Genomic DNA, 19,758 nt, shown 5'->3' with positions numbered 1-19,758 from the left:
TAACCTCTTTCCTCGTTACTGAACGAATTCTTTTGTTTCTTCCAGCTTAACTGAAATTACCTTGGAAACACCGGATTCCTGCATGGTTACGCCATAAAGCACATCCGCTTCCTCCATCGTTCCTTTTCTGTGGGTAATCACAATAAACTGAGTATCGCTGCTGTATTTTTTTAAATACTGCGCAAATCGGAACACATTCGCTTCGTCGAGCGCAGCCTCTACTTCGTCAAGGACGCAAAACGGCACTGGACGAACCTTTAGGATTGAGAATAAGAGCGCTATAGCAGTAAGCGCACGCTCTCCGCCTGACAGGAGGTTTAAGTTTTGCAGCTTTTTCCCCGGCGGCTGAGCGATAATCTCGACTCCTGAATGAAGCAGATCGTTAGGATCGGTGAGCCTCAGTTCAGCTCGCCCTCCTCCGAATAAGGAGCGGAAAACTTGATCAAAGTGTGAGCGGATTTGGACGAATGTGTCGTTAAAGCGCTTCGTCATTTCTTCATCCATTTCTTCAATCACTTGGAACAAGGTATTTTTCGCTTCTGTTAAATCTTCTTTTTGTTCCGACAGAAACTTGTACCGTTCGTTGACCCTCTCAAACTCATCTATGCTTCCGAGGTTCACGGTACCCAGCTCTTCAATTGCGAGTTTAATCAGCTTCACGCGCTTTCTGGCTTCCTCTGGATCAGTTTCAAGCTGATATTTCTCTTTTGCCCCCTCAAAGGACAAGCTGTATTCCTCCCGTAAGTATTGGAGTAAATTATCAAGCTCGACTTCCATTCGTCCAAGTTTGACTTCTTCGTCTTTTAAGAGCGTTGTTTTTTGTTTATACAGGCGTTTCATTTCTTTCAGCTCACGCTCATACGTATCAAGCCCATGCTGAAGCTTGATGCGCTGATCGCGCCTTAATGCAATCAGTTCGATCGTTTTCGTTTTGTCATTCAATTTATGTTTTGCTGCTTCTTCCAGCTTTTCTTCGCCGCTGGTGCTAGATGACATCTCTGACGTTAAGAAGCTTAAGTCTTCTTTTGCTTCTTTTAACGCAAGCTCTGTTTCAGTGAGCTCTTTCTTTAATCTGGCAAGGTTGTCCTCTTCCCCCTTGCAAGCCTGCTCTTTTTTGGCCGCTGCGATCTTCAGCTCAGTCAGCTCGTTGGAGAGAGACTCTTTCGTTGAGGATTGCGTTTGTTTTTGTTTTGTCAGTCTGTCTATGTCCTCTTCAAGCTGTTTCATCTTTTCAGATACGGCAGAGAGCTCTTCTTCAAGCTTGCGTTTGCGCACTTTTCTCTCTTCATCGCTTTCTGACAGAGCAGATTTTTCTTGATCATAGAGCTCTAAATGGGTATTGATATTTTTCTCGGCAACTTGAAGTTCGTACAGCTGGCCTTTCACATCCTGCTGCTTTAACCTTAAGCCTTCCCCGGTTTCTCTTAAGTCAGCCAGTTTTTTCTCCATATCCTGAATGGAGTGCTTAAGGGTTTTGACCTCTTGTTCAAGCAGTGCCGTTTTCTCTTCCATTTCAGCGAGCCGTTTCGTCACATCTTCTAGCTCCCGGCTTCTTCCAAGGAGGGAGTTATTTTTCTTTTTAACCGCGCCGCCCGTCATTGAACCACCGGGGTTCACAACATCTCCCTCAAGGGTTACGATGCGGTACCGGTGCCCGAGAAGCTTCGCAAGCTCGTTTGCACCCTTTAAGTCCTCTGTGATCAGAACGGTTCCAAGAAGATTCTGGATGACGCTTCGATACGCAGGATCAAATGTGACAAGTTCACTGGCAACCCCGAGAAATGATGAATGCCGGGCGGCTGTTTCCGCGTCACGGCTTTGAAGCTGGCGGTCTCTAATAACAGAAAGAGGCAGAAACGTCGCCCGGCCGAAGGAATTCTGCTTTAAATATTGAATCGCTTTGCGGGCAGATTGTTCATCGTCGGTCACGACGTGTTGAGCAGAAGCGCCGAGCGCTATTTCAATGGCCGTTTCATACTTCTGTTCTGTAGAAATCAGCTCAAGAACCGCTCCGCGAATTCCGCCAAGGCGCTCTTTCGCTTTCAGCACTTCTTTAACACCTTGATAAAAGCCGGAGAAATCTCCCTGCATCGTCTCAAGCATGTCCTTTTTTGATCTCGCTTGCTGAACGTATTGGTATGCCTGATACAGAGCGGATTCATTTTTTTCGTATTGGCGCTTTTTCTGCTCATATTTTGTCTGCATATCACGATATGCACCGACTTGACTGTGAATCTCCTGCTCAATTCGGGCAAATTCCGTTTCACATGCGGCTTTACGCGCAGAAATATCATGCCGTTCCTGCAGGTGCTTTTCATTGTTGTCCGCAAGTCTCTGCAATGTGACAGCGGATTGGGACATCTGGTCATCAAGAAGCTGGAGTTCGTTGCGTATCGAAGCCTGGCTGTTTAACAGCTCAAAATAATCACTTTTCAGCTGCTCGATTTTCTCTTCGACATTTTCATTGTGAAGACTGAGAGCCTGCTGTTTTTCTTTTACTTGCGCCCTTAACTGCTTCACCTCAGCCTGAAGCGTTTCGAAGACAGCTTCCTGCTTCGAAAGCTCTTCTTTCAGAACCGTTTCTTTTTGCTGGAACTGAACGATGGCTTCTTCAAGCTGTTCTTGGTTTTGCACAGCGTTTTTCTTTCGTTCTTTCAGGACTTCTTTACGGCCTTCAAGCTTTTCCAGCTCTTCACTAGTTACCAGTAAAACTTGCTGGAGCTCATCTACTGACTCATCAAGCGCTTGTATTTTGTCCCTTGTATCCTCAATCTTTGCTTCTTTCGCAGAAATAGCAGACGATTCAGCAAGCTCTTCTTCTTTTGCCATCTGCACTTTCTCTTTAAGAGTCGACCATTTACCATGCAGCTCTTCGATATCATAGGCAGTCAGCGCAATTTCAACATGCTCCAGCTCTTTCTTTTTCTCAAGGTAGTCTTTCGCTATTGAAGCTTGAATTTTAAGAGGTTCAACCTGTCCTTCAAGCTCATGTAATATATCTTCTACCCGATTTAGATTGTCCTGTGTCTCAAACAGTTTATTTTCTGCTTTTTTCTTTCTCGTTTTATATTTAAGCACCCCGGCCGCTTCTTCAAAGATACTGCGGCGATCCTCCGCTTTGCTGCTCAGGATCTCTTCCACTTTCCCTTGGCTGATAATAGAAAATGCTTCTTTACCAAGCCCAGAGTCCATAAATAAATCAATAATATCTTTCAAGCGGCATGGCTGATTGTTAATCAGAAACTCACTCTCACCTGATCTGTACACACGTCTTGTGACACTCACCTCGTGGAAGTCAATTGGCAAGAAATGATCATCATTATCAAGAGTAAGCGTAACTTCAGCTAGATTTAATCGCTTTCTTGAATCACTCCCAGCAAAAATGATGTCTTCCATTTTTCCGCCGCGAAGAGAGCGTGCCGATTGTTCGCCGAGAACCCAGCGAATGGCATCCGTGATGTTGCTTTTTCCGCTTCCGTTCGGCCCGACAACTGCTGTCACGCCTTTAACGAAGTCTACGGAAATCCGTTCTGCAAATGATTTAAATCCTATAACGTCTAAACGTTTGAGGAACATAGCGATCCTCCTTATGTAATAAGTATTTCAATTCTATCATAAACATTGGTCAAATAAGACGGCATACATACTGAAATCCCCCTGAGTCATAAGGGGGATTTTATTGTTTCGTATGGTGTTTTTGCAATTTAGCTAAAGCTTCCTGAGCAGCGTGCTGTTCGGCTTCTTTCTTTGAACGGCCGTTTCCGACTCCGAGTGGTTCACCTTTTAGAGATACGATGGCTTCAAATTCACGGTTGTGCGCAGGTCCTTTTTCGTTGGAGATTTTATACTCCAGAGAGCCTTTGCCGTCCCGCTGCACGTATTCCTGCAGCTGGCTTTTGAAATCCATCACATGAGAAAAAGCACCATCGTTAATTTTAGGGAACACATAAACTTTTAAGAAACTTTCGACCGGCTCTAATCCTTGGTCAAGGTACAAGGCTCCGATAAATGCCTCAAAAACATCCGCCAATAGAGCAGGACGCTTTCTTCCGCCTGTCATTTCCTCGCCTTTACCCAACAGGACAAGATCGCCGAATGACAGCTCGTGAGCCAATGAAACGAGAGACGGTTCGCAAACAATTGCGGCTCTCAATTTCGTCAAATCTCCTTCACTCATAGCCGGGTATTTGGCAAATAAGAATCTGGAGATCGTCAGTTCCAAAACAGCGTCACCTAAAAATTCAAGCCTTTCATTATCTTCATACGGCTTTTTCCGATGCTCATTCACATAAGATGAATGTGTAAATGCTTGATACAAAAGCTTTTCATTTTGAAAGTGAACCGAAATCCGTTCTTGAAACTCTTTAAATTGTTCTACTTTTTTATAGAACTTTTTTTTATCTTTATAATGTGAGTGTTTTGACATAGTAACCTCCATAGGCACATCAGGTTCACCGCGCTTCTCTGACTAAACCGGATACAGCGCGCGTAAAAGCGGCATGCTGTAATAACTGCACGAATAAAGGGCTAAAGCCCCGCGTTTCGGCGGGACTTTTAGCATCAGCTTATTGCTGGTTTTGTATGTAGTTCACAGCGTCGCCGACTGTTGCAATCTTTTCAGCATCTTCGTCAGAAATCTCCATATCAAACTCGTCTTCAAGTTCCATAACAAGCTCAACTACATCTAGGGAATCAGCACCTAAGTCTTCCTTGAAAGAAGCTTCAAGTTTGACGTCTGCTTCATCAACGCCAAGGCGATCTACGATGATTTTCGTTACACGCTCTAATGTGTCTGCCATAGCAATTCACCTCCCCTCAAGTATTATAGTGGATTCGTTTTTAAAAAACTAGAGAAACTACGATGAAATTTTCGAGAAAAAACTTACATCACCATTCCGCCGTCAATATGAAGCGTTTGGCCTGTCATATAACGAGCTCCCTCTGAAGCTAGGAACGTGACAACACTGCTGACATCGCTAGGTTCACCAAAGCGCGCGAGCGGAATTTGTTTCAGCATTTCGTCTTGAACGTCTTTTGCAAGTTTATCTGTCATATCAGTTGAGATAAATCCTGGCGCTATTGCGTTTACCGTAATATTTCGGCTGGCGAGCTCTTTAGCAGAAGATTTGGTTAAACCGATGACGCCGGCTTTTGCAGCCACGTAGTTGGCTTGTCCAGGGTTTCCGCTGACGCCGACGATAGACGATACGTTAATAATGCGGCCTGAACGCTGTTTCATCATTTGTCTTGTAACAGCTTTTGTGCAGTTGAAAACACCCTTCAGGTTAATGTTAATGACGTCATCCCATTCGTCTTCTTTCATTCTCATGATGAGATTGTCTCTTGTAATTCCCGCATTATTAACCAGAATGTCAATCGTAGAAAAAACAGACAATGTTTCTTTTATCATGTTTTGTACATCTTCGGGATTTGATACATCCGCTTTTACAGCAATTGCTTTTCTGCCCATTGATTTGATTTCATCTACCACTTCATTTGCTTTCGCTTCATTGCCGGAGTAGTTCACGACAACATTTGCTCCGCTTTTTGCCAGATCAAGGGCGATTGAGCGGCCGATTCCGCGGGATGCGCCAGTGACAATAGCCGTTTTATCATTAAGCATTATCATTCTCCTCCTTAAGCGTTTGAATTGCCAGCTCGATCGTTTCCGGATCTGATACAGCAATTGTTTTTAACCGTCTATTCACTTTTTTCACAAGGCCTGAAAGCACTTTTCCGGGACCGATTTCAATAAAAGTCGTAACACCCTCTGCGATCAGCTTGTTAATGCTTTCCTCAAAACGAACCGGAGAGTAAAGCTGCTCAATAAGTTTTTCTTTGATATCTGCTTTTTCAGTCATCACGTCAGCAGAAACATTTGAGATGACCGGAACGTCAGCGTCTTTTATGTCACAGGCGTCCAATACCTCTTTCAGCTTTTCAGCAGCCGGTTTCATCAGTTCAGAATGGAACGGACCGCTTACTTCAAGCGGAATTGCGCGTTTTGCGCCGTTCTCTTTTGCCAGTTCAGATGCAAGCTCAACCCCTTTAGCTGTTCCGGAAATGACGATTTGGCCAGGACAGTTGAGATTCGCAAGCTGTACAAGGTTGCCTTCCTCTGTGACTTTATCGGTTACTTGCTTTAATGCTTCAGCATCCATGCCGAGAATCGCAGCCATTGCTCCTTCGCCAGCCGGCACCGCTTCATTCATAAACTCTCCGCGCTTTCTGACAGTATAAACAGCATCTTTGAAAGACAGAGCGCCAGCCGCAACCAGTGCAGAATATTCACCAAGGCTGTGTCCTGCTGTGAAATCAGGTGTAATGCCAGATTCTTTAAATTTCTCAAGAACAGCGATGCTTGTCGTAAGCAAAGCAGGCTGCGCATTGTATGTAAGTGTTAATTCTTCAGCATCCCCCTCAAAAATAAGCGAGCTGAGTTTTGTTTCCAACGTTTCATCGGCTTCATCAAACAGACGCTTTGCAGCAGGCACCTGCTCATAAAGCTCTTTTCCCATGCCGATAAATTGTGATCCCTGACCCGGGAATAAAAATGCAATCTTACTCATGATGTAAAAACCTCCAGACTACTCATCTGTTTTTTCTTCTTTCACTTCTTCCTGAATGAGCGCAGCCACATTTTGGCTGACCATCTCTCTTGCTTGCCGAATCGCATGGAATACAGCATTTGAATCTGAAGAGCCGTGCGCCTTGATCACAGGCGCTTTTAAGCCAAAAAGACTTGCTCCGCCATAATTCGAATACTCCATTTTCATTTTCATTTCTTTCAATTTTGGTTTCAGCACAGCTGCTGCAAGCTTGGATGTCAAAGTAGACGTCATTACGTCTCTCATCATTTTAAAAATTGACAACGCAGAGCCTTCCAGCGTTTTGAGTGTAACATTCCCGGTAAAGCCGTCTGTTACTACAACATCCGCCACATCATCTAAAAGGTCTCGCGCTTCCACGTTTCCGATAAAATTGATGTTTGCTGTTTCTTTTAAAATTTGAAACGTCTGCTTCGTCAGTTCGTTTCCTTTTTTATCTTCTGTTCCGACATTTAAAAGTCCGACTCTCGGTGAAGTGACACCGCGCACTTGCTGAGAATAAACAGAACCCATGATGGCATATTGAACGAGGTGCTCCGGTTTGGCATCGACATTGGCGCCGACATCAAGGAGAAGAAATCCGTCTCCCGAAACAGTCGGAAGTGTCGGAGCAAGCGCCGGACGGTCAATTCCTTTAATTCTCCCGACAATAAAGAGACCGGCTGTCATTAATGCACCGGTATTTCCCGCTGAAATGCAGGCGTCAGCTCTGTTTTCCGCAACCTCCTGCGCCATAAGAACCATAGATGAGTTCTTTTTTCTTCGCACGGCACGGACCGGTTCATCCGTAGGCTCAATCACTTCATCTGCGTGCAGCACCGTGATGCGATCTGATGTAGTTGTTAAATGTGATTCTATCGTTGTTTTGTCACCGACAAGTGTGATATGGAGATCATCAAATGCCTCTATACCTTTTATAACTCCGTCAATAACAGCTTTGGGAGCGTGGTCTCCTCCCATTGCATCTACAGCTATTCTCATGCATGCTCCACCTTTATGAATGTTTTGAACGATACATGTCAAAGCGTCCAGAAAAAACAATTTCTTCGCCAACGTAGCTGTTCACTTCGACAACCGTTCTTCCTTTTTCTTTTTCGACAGCCGTCACTTTCGCTTTTGCTACGACACGTTCACCCTGCTTTACCTGTCTTGTAAAGCGGATGTCTGCACTTGCAGTCAGCGCCAGCTCGTCATCAATGACTGCAACGGCCAAAGAATTCGCCTGTGCAAATAAATGGTGTCCTCTCGCAATCTGATTCCGGCTGAACACGTGCTCCTGTTTTATTTCTAAAATGGATATCGCCTGATCATCCAGCTCAAGGTCAATAATTTCTCCGATAACTTCATCAAGTGACAGGGACTTCACTTCGTCCTCAAGTGTTTTCTCTGCCACGTTCTTAATTCTTTCTCTCAGTTCAGGTATGGAAAGCTCTAAGCGGTCCAAACGTATCGTCTGGATGCTCACCCCGAATTTACCCGCTAGTTCTTCATCTGTAATAAAGGGGGTTGCTTGAATCGTCTGCTGAAGTAATTCCTGGCGTTCTCTCTTATTTCTTCTCATATCTAAACACCATCCGGACAATTAAGACTAGGTACTAATAGTAGTATATAATTTCATAGATTGGAATGCAACGATTGTTTCTGGCTGAACACCAAAAACTTCTGATACTCAGCTTAATTTTTCCCCGTCCATTACTCCGCTCTTCAGCAATTCATCTCTTAACACAGCGTATTCCGGCTCCTTCCAGAACGCGTCAGAAGCCACAAGATTCGCAGCATCCTGCCTTGCCGTTTCAAGCGCTCTGTAATCATGAACCATGTCCGCCACTTTAAATTCCGGCATTCCGCTTTGTTTTTTCCCGAAGAAATCACCGGGACCTCTCAGTTCCAGATCCTTTTCAGACAGCTCGAAACCGTCATTGGTCTCCGACATGATCCTCATCCGTTCTTTCCCTGTTTCTGATTTTGGATCAGCCATCAGAATACAGAAAGATTGATGCTCACCCCGTCCAACACGGCCGCGCAGCTGGTGAAGCTGTGATAGTCCGAAACGGTCGGCGTCATAAATCACCATAATTGTTGCATTCGGAACATTTACGCCAACCTCCACAACAGTGGTTGATACGAGAATTTGACAGTGATTTGCGCTGAATTCTCTCATGACCTGATCTTTTTCATCGGAATGCAGCTTTCCATGCATAAGGCCGACATTCCATTTTCCCCGAAAAATATCAGAAAGCATATTGTACACGTCAATGGCGTTTTGCACATCAAGCTTATCTGATTCTTCAATCAGCGGACAGATGATATAAGCCTGCCTGCCTTGCTTTAATTCTTTTTCGACAAATGCCAAAATACGATCAAGCATGTCATGTTTTACCCAATAGGTTTCAATTCGCTTTCGTCCAGCCGGCATCTCATCAATGACAGATACATCCATTTCACCGAATACTGTGATCGCTAATGTTCTTGGGATTGGAGTGGCTGTCATAAAGAGAACATCGGGATCCTGCCCTTTGTTCCGAAGCTTTTTGCGCTGCTCAACTCCAAATCTGTGCTGTTCATCAGTAATAACGAGACTCAACGCCTTAAACTCCACCTCGTCTTGGATTAAAGCATGGGTTCCTACAAGAATATCAATCTCACCCGCCGCAAGACGCTCAAGCAGTTCTTTTCGCCGCTTTCCTTTAACAGAGCTTGTCAAAAGAGCAACGCTGACGTCCCATTTTTCAAATAGCGAAACGAGCGAATCAGCATGCTGCTCGGCCAGAATTTCTGTCGGCACCATGAGCGCTCCTTGGTATCCGGATAGGATCGCGGCATACAGTGCAATGGCGGCGACTGCCGTTTTTCCTGATCCAACGTCCCCTTGAAGAAGACGGTTCATTCTGTATGGAGAAGACATGTCTGCTGTTATTTCGCGAAGAACGCGTGACTGGGCGTTTGTGAGGGGAAACGGGAGGCTTTTGATAAATCTCATGAGTTCTTCGTTTGAAAAACGCTGCCGTATCCCTTGTGTCTGCTCTCTTTCCGCCTTTCGGAACGCCTGCATTTTCAACTGAAACAACAAAAATTCTTCATAAACAAACCGCCGTCTGGCAAGCTTTAATGCTTCCCTTGTTTCAGGCTGGTGCATTGCTTTTAACGCTTGATAATAGTCAGGCAGTTTATAGCTTTTTCTTAGCTTTTCCGGAAGAGGATCAGGAAGTGAGTCTGCATATTGGGTCAGCGCCTGCTGAATAAAGCGCCTCATCATTTTGACGGTAACATTTTCTTTCACAGAATACACTGGTTCAATGCTTTTGTCTTCTTGATGCGGCCCGTTTTTCAACTCCTGAACAGAGATGGTTTGGCGGTGCTTGTCCCATTTACCTGAAACCGTCACCACAGAGCCGAGCGAAAGCTTCTTCTTCAAATAAGGCCGGTTAAAACATACGGCTGTGATTAAATAGTGGCCGACCAGAAGCCTGAATGTCAGCCTGTTTCGTTTTTTTCCGTAATAGGTAAGAGAAGGCTCTGAATGAACCTTCCCTTCGACTGTGACTCTTTCATCATGCTTTACTTCTTCTAAATCCCTCAGCTCGTAGTCATCATAGCGATAAGGGAAATAATTCAGAAGATCAGAAATGTCATAAATACCGAGTTCATTCAATGTTTTTTCTGTTTCCGGCCCAATACCCTTAATGTTAGCTATACTAGTTTGCTGATGTTGTTTCACGTGAACCTAGCGCTCCTCCGAAAATTTTTTTCTCTAATTCTCTTCCTGTCGGTGTTGCCGCTAAACCGCCCTGGCCTGTTTCTCTAAGTGCAGTTGGCATCGTTTGGCCTATTTTATACATGGCATCGATAACCTCATCACATGGAATACGGCTTGTAATGCCCGCCAATGCCATATCAGCAGCAATCATCGCATTTGACGCGCCCATCGCATTCCGTTTCACGCAAGGCACCTCAACAAGCCCTGCAACAGGGTCGCACACGAGGCCTAGCATATTTTTTAATGTAATGGCCATGGCTTCCGCGCTTTGTTCGGGTGTTCCTCCTGCCATTTCAACAATAGCCGCAGCCGCCATGCCTGAAGCTGATCCAACCTCTGCCTGACATCCTCCGGCGGCGCCGGAAATGCTTGCGTTATTGGCCACGACAAATCCGAAAGCCCCGGCTGTAAACAAAAAGCGGATCATTTGTTCTCTTGTTGGATTCAGCTTTTCTTTTACAGCAAATAACGTACCGGGCACCACACCGGCAGAACCTGCAGTCGGTGTCGCACAGATGGTTCCCATGGCTGCATTTACTTCATTTGTTGCAACGGCTTTCGATACAGCATCTAAAATCAGCGGGCCAGACAGGCTTTTTCCTGATCGAATATAGGCCTGCAATTTAACGGCATCTCCGCCTGTTAAGCCCGTTTGGCTCGTAACTCCCTCGAGTCCTTTCTGAACCGCCGCTTCCATAACAGACAGGTTATGATCCATCTGCTGAAAAATGTCCTCTTTTGTTTTTTCTGTTACTTCCATCTCTTGAGCTATCATCACATCAGAGATCAATATTTGTTTTTCTTTAGTAATCTCAATTAATTCTTTTACATTACGAAACATAACTGGCTCCTCCTGACCCTTTTCGCTAGTCAGCAATCTTTGTCACTTGAATAATATTCGGCAGCTTCGACAGCTCGTCGAGAATGTGGTCGTCAATATTTTGATCGACCTCTATTGTCATCAGCGCAAGCTGGCCGATATCTTTCCGGGCTACTTCCATATGTCCTACGTTGATTGAAAATTTCGCCAGAACATTGGCAACACCGGCAATTGTGCCAAACTTGTCATTATGAACAACTAATATGGCCGGATGATTTCCTGACAGCCGGAGCTCAAAACCATTCAATTCTGTGATTTCAATCTTTCCTCCGCCAATCGAAATACCCGTCAGTTCCAGCTCACCCTTTTCATCAGAAATGGTGATTTTTGCTGTGTTCGGGTGGACCGGGACTGCGTCTTCTACCCGAAACTCTATATCAATTCCTTTAGCTTCTGCAATTTGTATAGCGGTTTTAATCCGTTCATCGAATGTATCAAAATCAAGCAATCCGCCGATAATCGCGACATCTGTGCCGTGGCCCTTATACGTTTCCGCAAACGAGCCGTAAAAAGATACAATGATGCGCTCAGGCTCTCTGCCAAATAAACTTCTGGCCACTCTCCCGATTCTAGCAGCTCCCGCTGTATGAGAGCTGGACGGACCGATCATAACCGGGCCGATAATATCAAAAACGCTTCTGTATTTCATGCTATTCCTCCTTATGAACCAGAGCTTATTAGCGCTTTGCTTCTAGACTAATTGATCAGATATAAAATGGCAAGCGGGCGCGTTACAGCGCTGCCGCACTTAAAAGCAGACATAAGAATAGAAGGGCAAATTGCCCTTCTATTCTGCTGAAACTATATACGAATACAGAGGCTGTTTCCCATTGTGGATCTCAACCTCAATCTCCTCGTACTTTTCACTGAGAAACGCTTCAAGCTGCTCAGCTTCTTCCTGAGACGCATCCTCACCATATAGAATGGTCACGATTTCATCATCTTCTCCGATCATTTCTGACAGCAGCATTTTCGCGGCTGACAGCTGATTTTCAGAAGTGCCGATAATCGTTCCATTCAGAATGCCCATAAAGTCGCCTTTTTTAATGTCTTTACCGTCAATATGAGTATCTCTGACTGAGAACGTCACCTGTCCGCTTTTTACTTGCTGAATGGCGCTTAGCATATTGGCCTCGTTCGCTTCAGCTTCTTGATCCGGGTTAAAAGCCAGCAGAGCTGACATCCCTTGCGGAACCGTTTTAGCAGGAATGACAAAAACCTGTTCATCCACTACGCTGGCCGCTTGGTTAGCAGCCATGATAATGTTGGAGTTGTTAGGCAGGATAAATACCGTATCTGCATTTACAGACTTCACGGCATCAACAATATCCTCAGTGCTTGGGTTCATGGTCTGGCCGCCTTCAATCACAACAGAAGCGCCAATGCTTTTAAATAGGTCTGCAATTCCTTCTCCCATCGCTACAGTCACAATGCCATACGGCTGTTTTGCCGGCGGTGTTTCGTTGTCTGCAGGTTTGCTTTCTTGACTGATGATAGAGGTATGCTGTTCTCTCATATTTTCTATTTTTATTTTGATCAATTCACCGTAATGCTGGGCGTAGTTTAACACGTTTCCCGGCTCTTCAGCATGAATATGAACCTTCGCCAGCGATTCATCCGCAATCACAAGCAGAGAATCTCCGAACTGGCTGAGGTCTTGCCTGAACGTGCCTTCGTCGAACTCTCTTTTTGTCTGATCAAGCCTAACCATCACTTCGGTACAGAATCCAAATTCAATATCTTCGGTATTCATCATGCTTTGCGCGCTCTTGTGATGCTCTGCGCTGACCATGTCGTCAAGTGACGGAAGAACTGCTTTCTGAGGTACAGTTTCACCTTTTAATGAAGCAAGGAAACCTTCATACACACAGAGCAGGCCTTTGCCCCCGCTATCGACAACTCCTACTTCCTTTAGGACAGGTAGCAATTCAGGGGTGCGGTTTAAAGACGCCTCTGCTTCTTCTGTCACTGCAGTCATCAGCGCAGTGATATCGGTTTCTTTTTCTGCTAAGATCATTGCTTTTTTTGCAGCGTCTTTTGCAACTGTTAAAATGGTGCCCTCTACAGGTTTCATGACAGCTTTATACGCCATGTCTACACCTGCTTGCAGCGCAGCGGCAAACTCAAGTGCATTAATTTCTTTTTTCGTTTCAATGTTTTTGCTAAATCCGCGGAACAATTGGGATAGGATAACTCCTGAATTTCCGCGTGCTCCCATGAGCAGCCCTTTAGATAACGCGGAGCCCACCTTCCCGATATCATCCGTATCCATTTGTTCAACTTCTCTTGCTCCGGAAGTCATCGACAGGTTCATATTTGTTCCCGTATCACCGTCCGGCACCGGGAACACGTTCAGTGCATCAACTGCACTGGCGTTTTGAGACAGATTCTGCGCTCCCGCAAGAATCATCTCGGCAAAGGTTCTGCCGTCTAATGTTCTGATAGACAATCCTACTCCTCCTAACTACGGGTTCGTCACTCGTACGCCTTGGACATAAATATTGACAGAATCCACTGCCAGTCCGATGGTTTGATTTACTGTGTACTTTACTTTTGTTTGGACATTATGTGCCACTTCAGAAATTTTCGTGCCGTAGCTGACAATGATATACATGTCGATATGTATCTGTTCTCCTTCTTGGCGAACTTGGACACCCCTGCTGAAATTCTCTTTCCGAAGGATTTCAGTCAGTCCGTCTTTAATCTGGTTTTTAGAGGCCATGCCGACAATGCCGTAACAGTCAACCGCCGCGCCTCCTGCAACCATCGCGATGACTTCATTAGATATATCAATCTGTCCGTACTTCGTTCTTAATTCAATGGACACACTAGTTCCTCCTTCGAATGCATAGAGTTACAGCTATTCTACTATATGGTTTCCATTATGAAAAGACCAGGCAATAATCGCTGGCCGTACCTCTACATATACTATAGCGCTGCTGTTTCCGCAAGATGTCAAGTGAATTTTCTTGAAAGATGATGAAACAATAGTTGCAAACGTTTTTTAGCTGTGGTAAATTATTTAAAGTATCCATATCGAAAGCATCTAAGATTATATGAATGTTAAAAAGTAGATGTTTTGTGCAAGTGAGGAGGGAAACAAATGGCACGTAAATGCGTTATCACAGGTAAAAAAACAACAGCTGGGAATAACCGTTCTCACGCAATGAACGCTTCTAAGCGCACTTGGGGCGCGAATCTTCAAAAGGTTCGTATCCTTGTGAACGGAAAACCTAAAAAAGTATATGTATCTGCTCGAGCTTTGAAATCCGGTAAAGTTGAGCGTGTATAACAAAATGAACGCCTGCCCCGATATGTGGCAGGCGTTTTTATGTGGTGAAAGAGGGCTTTGAACCCCTGGGCATTAATCTTTTCTAAATGAGCCCAGCATCGCCCGGACAATTCCTCCTAAAAACTTCGGCAATTTAATGGTGTAAAATTTCATTTTTGTCCCCTCCTATAACGTCCCGTAACCGCCTTGTTCATTGTTTTCAGCAATTGAATGAAAGCACATGCTTAATCCGTGCTTCTTATCATTATTAATATGCCTTTTGCAAACGAAAAAGTACCTCGTGAATGAATGAGTTCGTTACTAATACATAGTGTTGAACCGAGCGTAATATGACAATTATTTAGAGGATATTTAAAACCGGTCAGGGTCAGCTCATGTATGTCTTCGGAAAACGGTATGAAGGAGATATATCGCTTATTTTCATCCTTCTCAATATCATATTCACCAGGAGGGAACATTTGAATATGATTTTGTTTGTCTATCAGCCTAATTTTTATGTTCGTTTTTACACCTTTATACAGAAGCTGAATGTTTCCTAAAAAATGATCAGCTCTGCCGCCTGTAATGCCGAAAATCTGAATAATATCCGGCTGCTTTTCCAGCGCCCAATCAAGGGCGAGGTCTAAATCTGTTTGATCTTTTTCTGCTTGATACACATGAAGGGCGGGAGCGGCTTTTTCTATTCGCCGGCGTTCTTGCTCCGTTATGCTGTCAAAATCTCCGAAGGCTTCAACAGGAATGATCCCGGCATCTAAGAGAGTGACGGTGCCTTTGTCAACACCGATCCAAAGCGTGTGTTCATCCGTATAGCCGGTTAGATCGGGAATGAGATTTTTCGGGCCTCCCGCAACGATATTAATTGTTTTCATCTCTGATTCCTTTCTCTGCATACAGGAAAAAGAGCTTAGGCTATTGTATGCCCAGCTCTTTTCTAAAGCTGCTTATTTACTTCCTCTGATTTCAGAAATTGCTTTTTTGCGGTCAGACTGGCCATAAACAGCTGAACCGGCAACGAGTAAATTTGCGCCCGCTTCAATGACGAGCGGAGCGGTTTCTTTGTTGACGCCGCCGTCTACTTCAATTAACAGATCTTTTTTTCCTTTTTCATCCGCCATTCGCTTAACCTCTTTTATTTTAGGAAGGACTGAATGAATAAATTTCTGCCCGCCGAAGCCCGGGTTCACCGTCATTAAAAGAACAAGATCAAGATCGTCGAAAACATGTTCGATGACTTGTACAGGGGTATGCGGGTTTAGAACTACTCCGGCCTTCACTCCTTGCTCTTTAATGAGCTGGATGGTACGGTGCAGGTGCGGACATGCCTCAGCATGCACAGACAGGATATCTGCGCCTGCTTTCGCAAAAGCCGGGATATAACGATCCGGCTCTTCTATCATTAAATGGACATCAAGCGGCAGATCCGTTACCGGCCGGACCGCTTCTACAATCAGCGGACCGATTGTGATATTCGGGACAAAATGGCCGTCCATAACATCAATATGAATACAATCGGCTCCGCCTTTTTCTACATCTTTAATCTCATTGCCTAAAGCGGCAAAATCAGCGGAAAGAATAGATGGTGCAACCTTTATCATTATGCTAATACCTCGGCTTTCTGTCTTTAATCTCCGTCATAAATTCAACATAATGGTCATAGCGATACTGCTTTAATTCCCCGTCTTCAACAGCTTGTTTCACCGCACATTTCGGCTCTTTCAGATGTAAACAGCCTCTAAATTTGCATGAAGAGCTTTTTTCTCTGATATCAGGGAAGGTATAGCCCAGCTCTTCTTCCTCAATGTCTGTAAATTCAAGCGAGCTGAATCCCGGTGTATCTGCAACCAAACCTCCGGACGTGTGAATCAGCTCCACGTGGCGGGTTGTGTGTTTCCCGCGGCCCAAATGCTCGGAAATCTCGTTTGTTCTTAATCCGAGCTCCGGACTGATCGCGTTGAGAAGCGAGGATTTCCCAACACCGGACTGACCGGCAAATACCGTTGTTTTATCCTGAAAATGCGGGATGATGTCCGCTAAACTATCTTGGTCCTTAGAGGAGGTAAGGTATACGTCATAACCAATATTCCGATAGTCTTCTGCATAGGCTTGTATCGTATCTTCTGTATCTTGATCTTCAATCAGATCCATTTTAGTAATGCATATAATCGGCTGAATATCATTGGCCTCAACGAGAACCAGGAAGCGGTCGAGCAATGCCGTGCTGAAAGAAGGCTGAACCGCTGAGAAAACAAGGACCGCTTGATCAACGTTGCAAATTGGCGGCCTGATAAGCTCGTTGGTTCTTTCTTTAATTTCCATTAGATATCCTTCTTTGTCATTTTCAGCTTGATACACAACGTAATCACCGACAAGAGGGGTAATTTTGTTTTTTCTGAAAATGCCTCTTCCTCTGCATTGTATTACTTTATCTGAATCCTCTGATTCATCCAGTACATAGTAAAAGCCGCTTAGCGCCTTAATAATTTTGCCCTCAGGCATATTTTCCCTCCTTGTTATTCATCTTTCGGATACTCAATGGTTTTGTAGCTGACAACTTTATTGTTTACCATTACTTGATAGTACCCTTTTTGGCCTGGTTCAATCTTTAGTTCGATCGTTCGTTCAGTCGGCTCTTTTATCTTAAATTCTTCGTAAGTGTCAGAGATGCTGTGATCCGCATCGTCAACCGCGATTTGCACTTGAAGCTCGTCCCCTTCATTTTCTGGTTCGTAGGGGATCTTGACCTTTTCTTTCACTGTTTTCGCAGGTTTTTTCTCTGGTCCGAGAGAGAATGTCACTTCAACTTCGTTTCCCGGCTTTACTGCCGTACCTGCTGCTGGTTTTTGTTTGACAACCTGTCCTTCTGGAACATCATCTGAGTATGCTTCTTTTTCTACAAGCTTCAATCCGTTGTCTTCCAGATATCCAGACGCTGCTTCTTTACTGTAGGTTTTCAAGTCTCTAAGCGTAATGTCTTCGGGTCCGATACTGACTGTAAGTTTGACTTGATCTTCACTCGGGACCAGCTCAGTCCCTGCTGAAGGATTTTGGTCAATGACAGTGCCCGCATTTTTCTCGTCATTCACTTCATTTACTGTTACATGATTAAACCCTTGGTCCTTCAACGCTTTTTTTGCTTGGTCGACCGTTTGGCCTGTCACATCACCGATCTCCGTTTTTGCTTTTCCGGTGCTCTTATAAAGGGTGACCGTGGCGCCTTCTTTGACTGTGGTATCCGCTTTAGGATCCGTTTTTACCATCAGGCCCTCTTCAATTTTTTCATCTGAGATTTCCAACACCTCGGAATCAACCTGTAAACCTTCTTTTTCCAAGAGCCCTGCGGCTTTTTCGTATTCCATTCCGGAGACATCAGGTATTTTGACATCCTTAGGCATGAAAAGCGACGGAAAAACAGTGACAGCAAGAATTCCAGCTGTGATAAAAACGAGGCATATCGTGAGCAAAACCCACGGCCACTTTTTTCTTTTGCCGTTCTTCTTTGTTTTGTTTTCTTGTGCGGTTGTCACTTCAGCTTCTTTTTCGCCAGCAGCTTTAGCAAGTTCTTCATCTTTAATGATAGGTATCGCTTTTGTCATTTCTTCATCTTCTTGAATCGTAAATCTCTTTTCATTGAGTCTGTCGGCATCAAAAGCTGTTTTTATGTCTGCTTCCATGTCTTCAGCCGTTTCGTAGCGATGAAAAGGATCTTTGGCAGTTGCCTTGAGTATGATGTTTTCAACGCTTTGGGGGACCGATGGATTCCACCTTTTTGCCGAAGGAGTTTCCGCTTGAAGATGCTTCAAGGCGATGCTGACTGCTGACTCTCCATCAAACGGAATACGGCCGGTTAAAAGCTCAAATAGAACGATTCCAAGCGCATAAATATCCGATTTTTTTGTGGCTAAGCCGCCCCGGGCCTGTTCAGGTGATAAGTAATGGACCGAGCCCAGAACTGAATTGGTATGGGTGATTGTGGTCGAACTTAGTGCCGTCGCAATTCCAAAATCCGTTACTTTGATATTTCCCATATGATCAATCAAAATGTTATGCGGCTTGATGTCTCTGTGAACAATCTGGTTTTGATGGGCATGAGCGATGGCTGAGACAATTTGCTCCATGATGTTCAGCGCTTCTTTAGGGTGAAGCGGCCCATTTGCTGTTATGTATTCTTTAAGCGTCATGCCTTCAACGTATTCCATGACAATATAATAAATATCATCTTCCTCGCCCAAATCATAAATGCTGACAATATTCGGGTGATCGAGGCTTGATGCGGATTGGGCTTCTCTGCGGAAACGTCTGATAAATTCATTGTCATTTGCATAGTCAAACCGCAGGATTTTAATTGCGACTTCACGGTCTAGAATGATATCCTCAGCTAAATACACGTTGGCCATTCCCCCGCCGCCTATGACGCGGAGAATTTGGTAACGCCCGCTGATCCGCTTGCCGATTAGCACTGATCTTCACCCTCTTCAACTTGTAAAGCAAGCTCAAGCAAAACTGCTGTAATGTTGTCTTCTCCGCCATTCTGATTGGCTTTGTCCACAAGCAGGTTTACTTTTTCCTGAGGAGCTGAATCGCTTTGCAGGATGTCTTTTAACTCAGTGCCTTCCACTTTATTTGTCAGTCCGTCAGAACATAGAAGCAGTTTGTCTCCGGGTTCTATATCAAAGGAACGGGTGTCAATACTGACTAACTGGTCTGTTCCAAGCGCCTTCGTCAACACATTTTTTCGCGGATGATGTTCAGCGTCTTCTCTGGAAATCTCTCCAGTGCGAACCAGTTCATTTACAAGCGAATGGTCTTCTGTCACTTGAACGAAATCATCGTCCTGAAGCAAATAGCATCTGCTGTCTCCGATATGGGCAACAGAAACCGTTTTCCCCGTAAAAAGTGCACATACAATCGTCGTCCCCATGCCTTGGCATTCTTCGTGGGCTTGAGCGTGATCGTATATTTTGCTGTTTACCGATAGAATCTGTTCAATGAGCCATTTTTCACATTCCGAGGGCGCAGTTGGAATCGTCTCTGCTTCATTCCATTTCTCCCCCATGGCTTTCACAGCCATCTTGCTCGCAACATCTCCAGCAAGATGGCCGCCCATGCCATCAGCGACAACCGCTAATATAAATTCATCTTTCCCCTTGAATATCCCCGCATCATCTTCATTATGCTGGCGGATTTTTCCTGTATCTGTTTTTAAGGCTGTTAACAACCCTCA

19 protein-coding genes are annotated in these 19,758 nt (G+C 44.7%); 1 reads left to right on the top strand and 18 read right to left on the bottom strand.

All coding sequences use genetic code 11. From position 1 onward, the window contains the following. Window positions 1-15 precede the first annotated feature (15 nt). The 12 genes from smc to yloU form a co-directional block, all read right to left on the bottom strand. Window positions 16-3,576 carry a chromosome condensation and segregation SMC ATPase gene (smc, locus tag BSU_15940; protein ID NP_389476.2) on the bottom strand — a complete coding sequence of 1,187 codons (3,561 nt, stop codon included), beginning with the start codon at window positions 3,574-3,576 and terminating at the stop codon, window positions 16-18. Window positions 3,577-3,676: 100 nt separating this feature from the next. Then, complete coding sequence (rnc, locus tag BSU_15930) at window positions 3,677-4,426, bottom strand: ribonuclease III (RefSeq protein ID NP_389475.1); 750 nt, start codon at window positions 4,424-4,426, stop codon at window positions 3,677-3,679. Between the two features lie 139 nt (window positions 4,427-4,565). Beyond that, window positions 4,566-4,799: an acyl carrier protein gene (gene acpA / locus BSU_15920; RefSeq protein ID NP_389474.1), complete on the bottom strand. Its 234-nt coding sequence runs from the start codon at window positions 4,797-4,799 to the stop codon at window positions 4,566-4,568. 83 nt (window positions 4,800-4,882) lie between these two features. Then, the gene (gene fabG / locus BSU_15910; RefSeq protein ID NP_389473.1) at window positions 4,883-5,623 is read right to left on the bottom strand and encodes a beta-ketoacyl-acyl carrier protein reductase; all 741 of its coding nucleotides are present in this window, start codon (window positions 5,621-5,623) and stop codon (window positions 4,883-4,885) included. After that, on the bottom strand, window positions 5,616-6,569 hold the full coding sequence (fabD, locus tag BSU_15900; RefSeq protein ID NP_389472.1) for a malonyl CoA:acyl carrier protein transacylase: 954 nt from the start codon (window positions 6,567-6,569) through the stop codon (window positions 5,616-5,618). The genes fabG and fabD overlap by 8 nt, the downstream gene beginning before the upstream one ends. 18 nt (window positions 6,570-6,587) lie before the next feature. After that, entirely contained in the window at window positions 6,588-7,589 is a 1,002-nt protein-coding gene (gene plsX / locus BSU_15890) for a phosphate:acyl-ACP acyltransferase (RefSeq protein ID NP_389471.1), read from the bottom strand. A 13-nt stretch (window positions 7,590-7,602) separates the two neighbouring features. After that, on the bottom strand, window positions 7,603-8,169 hold the full coding sequence (gene fapR, locus BSU_15880; RefSeq protein NP_389470.1) for a transcription factor controlling fatty acid and phospholipid metabolism (FapR-malonyl-Coa): 567 nt from the start codon (window positions 8,167-8,169) through the stop codon (window positions 7,603-7,605). Between the two features lie 108 nt (window positions 8,170-8,277). Continuing rightward, window positions 8,278-10,326, bottom strand: coding sequence for a branch migrating ATP-dependent DNA helicase involved in DNA recombination and repair (gene recG / locus BSU_15870; RefSeq protein NP_389469.1), 2,049 nt, complete (start codon window positions 10,324-10,326; stop codon window positions 8,278-8,280). Then, window positions 10,304-11,206 (bottom strand): L-serine dehydratase (alpha chain), encoded by a 903-nt coding sequence (sdaAA, locus tag BSU_15860; protein NP_389468.1) that lies wholly within the window; start codon window positions 11,204-11,206, stop codon window positions 10,304-10,306. The genes recG and sdaAA overlap by 23 nt, the downstream gene beginning before the upstream one ends. Window positions 11,207-11,231: 25 nt before the next feature. Beyond that, the gene (sdaAB, locus tag BSU_15850; protein ID NP_389467.1) at window positions 11,232-11,894 is read right to left on the bottom strand and encodes an L-serine dehydratase (beta chain); all 663 of its coding nucleotides are present in this window, start codon (window positions 11,892-11,894) and stop codon (window positions 11,232-11,234) included. A gap of 138 nt (window positions 11,895-12,032) precedes the next feature. Then, window positions 12,033-13,694: a putative enzyme structurally related to dihydroxyacetone/glyceraldehyde kinase gene (gene yloV, locus BSU_15840; RefSeq protein ID NP_389466.1), complete on the bottom strand. Its 1,662-nt coding sequence runs from the start codon at window positions 13,692-13,694 to the stop codon at window positions 12,033-12,035. Window positions 13,695-13,709: 15 nt separating this feature from the next. Further along, the gene (yloU, locus tag BSU_15830) at window positions 13,710-14,072 is read right to left on the bottom strand and encodes a putative factor involved in malonyl-CoA synthesis (protein NP_389465.1); all 363 of its coding nucleotides are present in this window, start codon (window positions 14,070-14,072) and stop codon (window positions 13,710-13,712) included. Between the two features lie 276 nt (window positions 14,073-14,348). Between yloU and rpmB the strand changes: the two genes are divergently transcribed. After that, window positions 14,349-14,537 (top strand): ribosomal protein L28, encoded by a 189-nt coding sequence (rpmB, locus tag BSU_15820; protein NP_389464.1) that lies wholly within the window; start codon window positions 14,349-14,351, stop codon window positions 14,535-14,537. A 72-nt stretch (window positions 14,538-14,609) separates the two neighbouring features. Here rpmB and spoVM read toward each other — a convergent pair whose 3' ends face one another. From spoVM to prpC, 6 genes are all read right to left on the bottom strand, one after another. Next, the gene (gene spoVM / locus BSU_15810; protein ID NP_389463.1) at window positions 14,610-14,690 is read right to left on the bottom strand and encodes a factor required for normal spore cortex and coat synthesis (stage V sporulation); all 81 of its coding nucleotides are present in this window, start codon (window positions 14,688-14,690) and stop codon (window positions 14,610-14,612) included. Between the two features lie 71 nt (window positions 14,691-14,761). Further along, entirely contained in the window at window positions 14,762-15,406 is a 645-nt protein-coding gene (thiN, locus tag BSU_15800) for a thiamine pyrophosphokinase (protein ID NP_389462.1), read from the bottom strand. A gap of 72 nt (window positions 15,407-15,478) precedes the next feature. Then, complete coding sequence (gene rpe / locus BSU_15790) at window positions 15,479-16,132, bottom strand: ribulose-5-phosphate 3-epimerase (protein ID NP_389461.1); 654 nt, start codon at window positions 16,130-16,132, stop codon at window positions 15,479-15,481. Window positions 16,133-16,136: 4 nt separating this feature from the next. Continuing rightward, complete coding sequence (rsgA, locus tag BSU_15780; protein NP_389460.1) at window positions 16,137-17,033, bottom strand: GTPase involved in ribosome biogenesis; 897 nt, start codon at window positions 17,031-17,033, stop codon at window positions 16,137-16,139. A 14-nt stretch (window positions 17,034-17,047) separates the two neighbouring features. After that, on the bottom strand, window positions 17,048-18,994 hold the full coding sequence (gene prkC, locus BSU_15770) for a protein serine/threonine kinase (RefSeq protein ID NP_389459.1): 1,947 nt from the start codon (window positions 18,992-18,994) through the stop codon (window positions 17,048-17,050). After that, window positions 18,988-19,752 carry a multitarget phosphorylated protein phosphatase gene (gene prpC, locus BSU_15760; RefSeq protein ID NP_389458.1) on the bottom strand — a complete coding sequence of 255 codons (765 nt, stop codon included), beginning with the start codon at window positions 19,750-19,752 and terminating at the stop codon, window positions 18,988-18,990. The genes prkC and prpC overlap by 7 nt, the downstream gene beginning before the upstream one ends. Window positions 19,753-19,758 lie beyond the last annotated feature (6 nt).

The organism is Bacillus subtilis subsp. subtilis str. 168 (assembly GCF_000009045.1).
Classification (GTDB): domain Bacteria; phylum Bacillota; class Bacilli; order Bacillales; family Bacillaceae; genus Bacillus; species Bacillus subtilis.
The sequence above is the reverse complement of the archived record's forward strand: the minus strand, read 5'-3'. Positions and strand labels throughout refer to the sequence as shown.

Excerpts from the sequence above, each read along its gene's own strand:
- rpe (NP_389461.1), bottom strand. The coding sequence starts at position 16,132 with ATGATAAAGGTTGCACCATCTATTCTTTCCGCTGATTTTGCCGCTTTA.
- smc (NP_389476.2), bottom strand. The coding sequence starts at position 3,576 with ATGTTCCTCAAACGTTTAGACGTTATAGGATTTAAATCATTTGCAGAA.
- acpA (NP_389474.1), bottom strand. The coding sequence starts at position 4,799 with ATGGCAGACACATTAGAGCGTGTAACGAAAATCATCGTAGATCGCCTT.
- fabD (NP_389472.1), bottom strand. The coding sequence starts at position 6,569 with ATGAGTAAGATTGCATTTTTATTCCCGGGTCAGGGATCACAATTTATC.
- thiN (NP_389462.1), bottom strand. The coding sequence starts at position 15,406 with ATGAAAACAATTAATATCGTTGCGGGAGGCCCGAAAAATCTCATTCCC.
- rpmB (NP_389464.1), top strand. The coding sequence starts at position 14,349 with ATGGCACGTAAATGCGTTATCACAGGTAAAAAAACAACAGCTGGGAAT.
- fabG (NP_389473.1), bottom strand. The coding sequence starts at position 5,623 with ATGCTTAATGATAAAACGGCTATTGTCACTGGCGCATCCCGCGGAATC.
- sdaAA (NP_389468.1), bottom strand. The coding sequence starts at position 11,206 with ATGTTTCGTAATGTAAAAGAATTAATTGAGATTACTAAAGAAAAACAA.
- spoVM (NP_389463.1), bottom strand. The coding sequence starts at position 14,690 with ATGAAATTTTACACCATTAAATTGCCGAAGTTTTTAGGAGGAATTGTC.
- sdaAB (NP_389467.1), bottom strand. The coding sequence starts at position 11,894 with ATGAAATACAGAAGCGTTTTTGATATTATCGGCCCGGTTATGATCGGT.
- plsX (NP_389471.1), bottom strand. The coding sequence starts at position 7,589 with ATGAGAATAGCTGTAGATGCAATGGGAGGAGACCACGCTCCCAAAGCT.
- rnc (NP_389475.1), bottom strand. The coding sequence starts at position 4,426 with ATGTCAAAACACTCACATTATAAAGATAAAAAAAAGTTCTATAAAAAA.
- fapR (NP_389470.1), bottom strand. The coding sequence starts at position 8,169 with ATGAGAAGAAATAAGAGAGAACGCCAGGAATTACTTCAGCAGACGATT.
- rsgA (NP_389460.1), bottom strand. The coding sequence starts at position 17,033 with ATGCCTGAGGGCAAAATTATTAAGGCGCTAAGCGGCTTTTACTATGTA.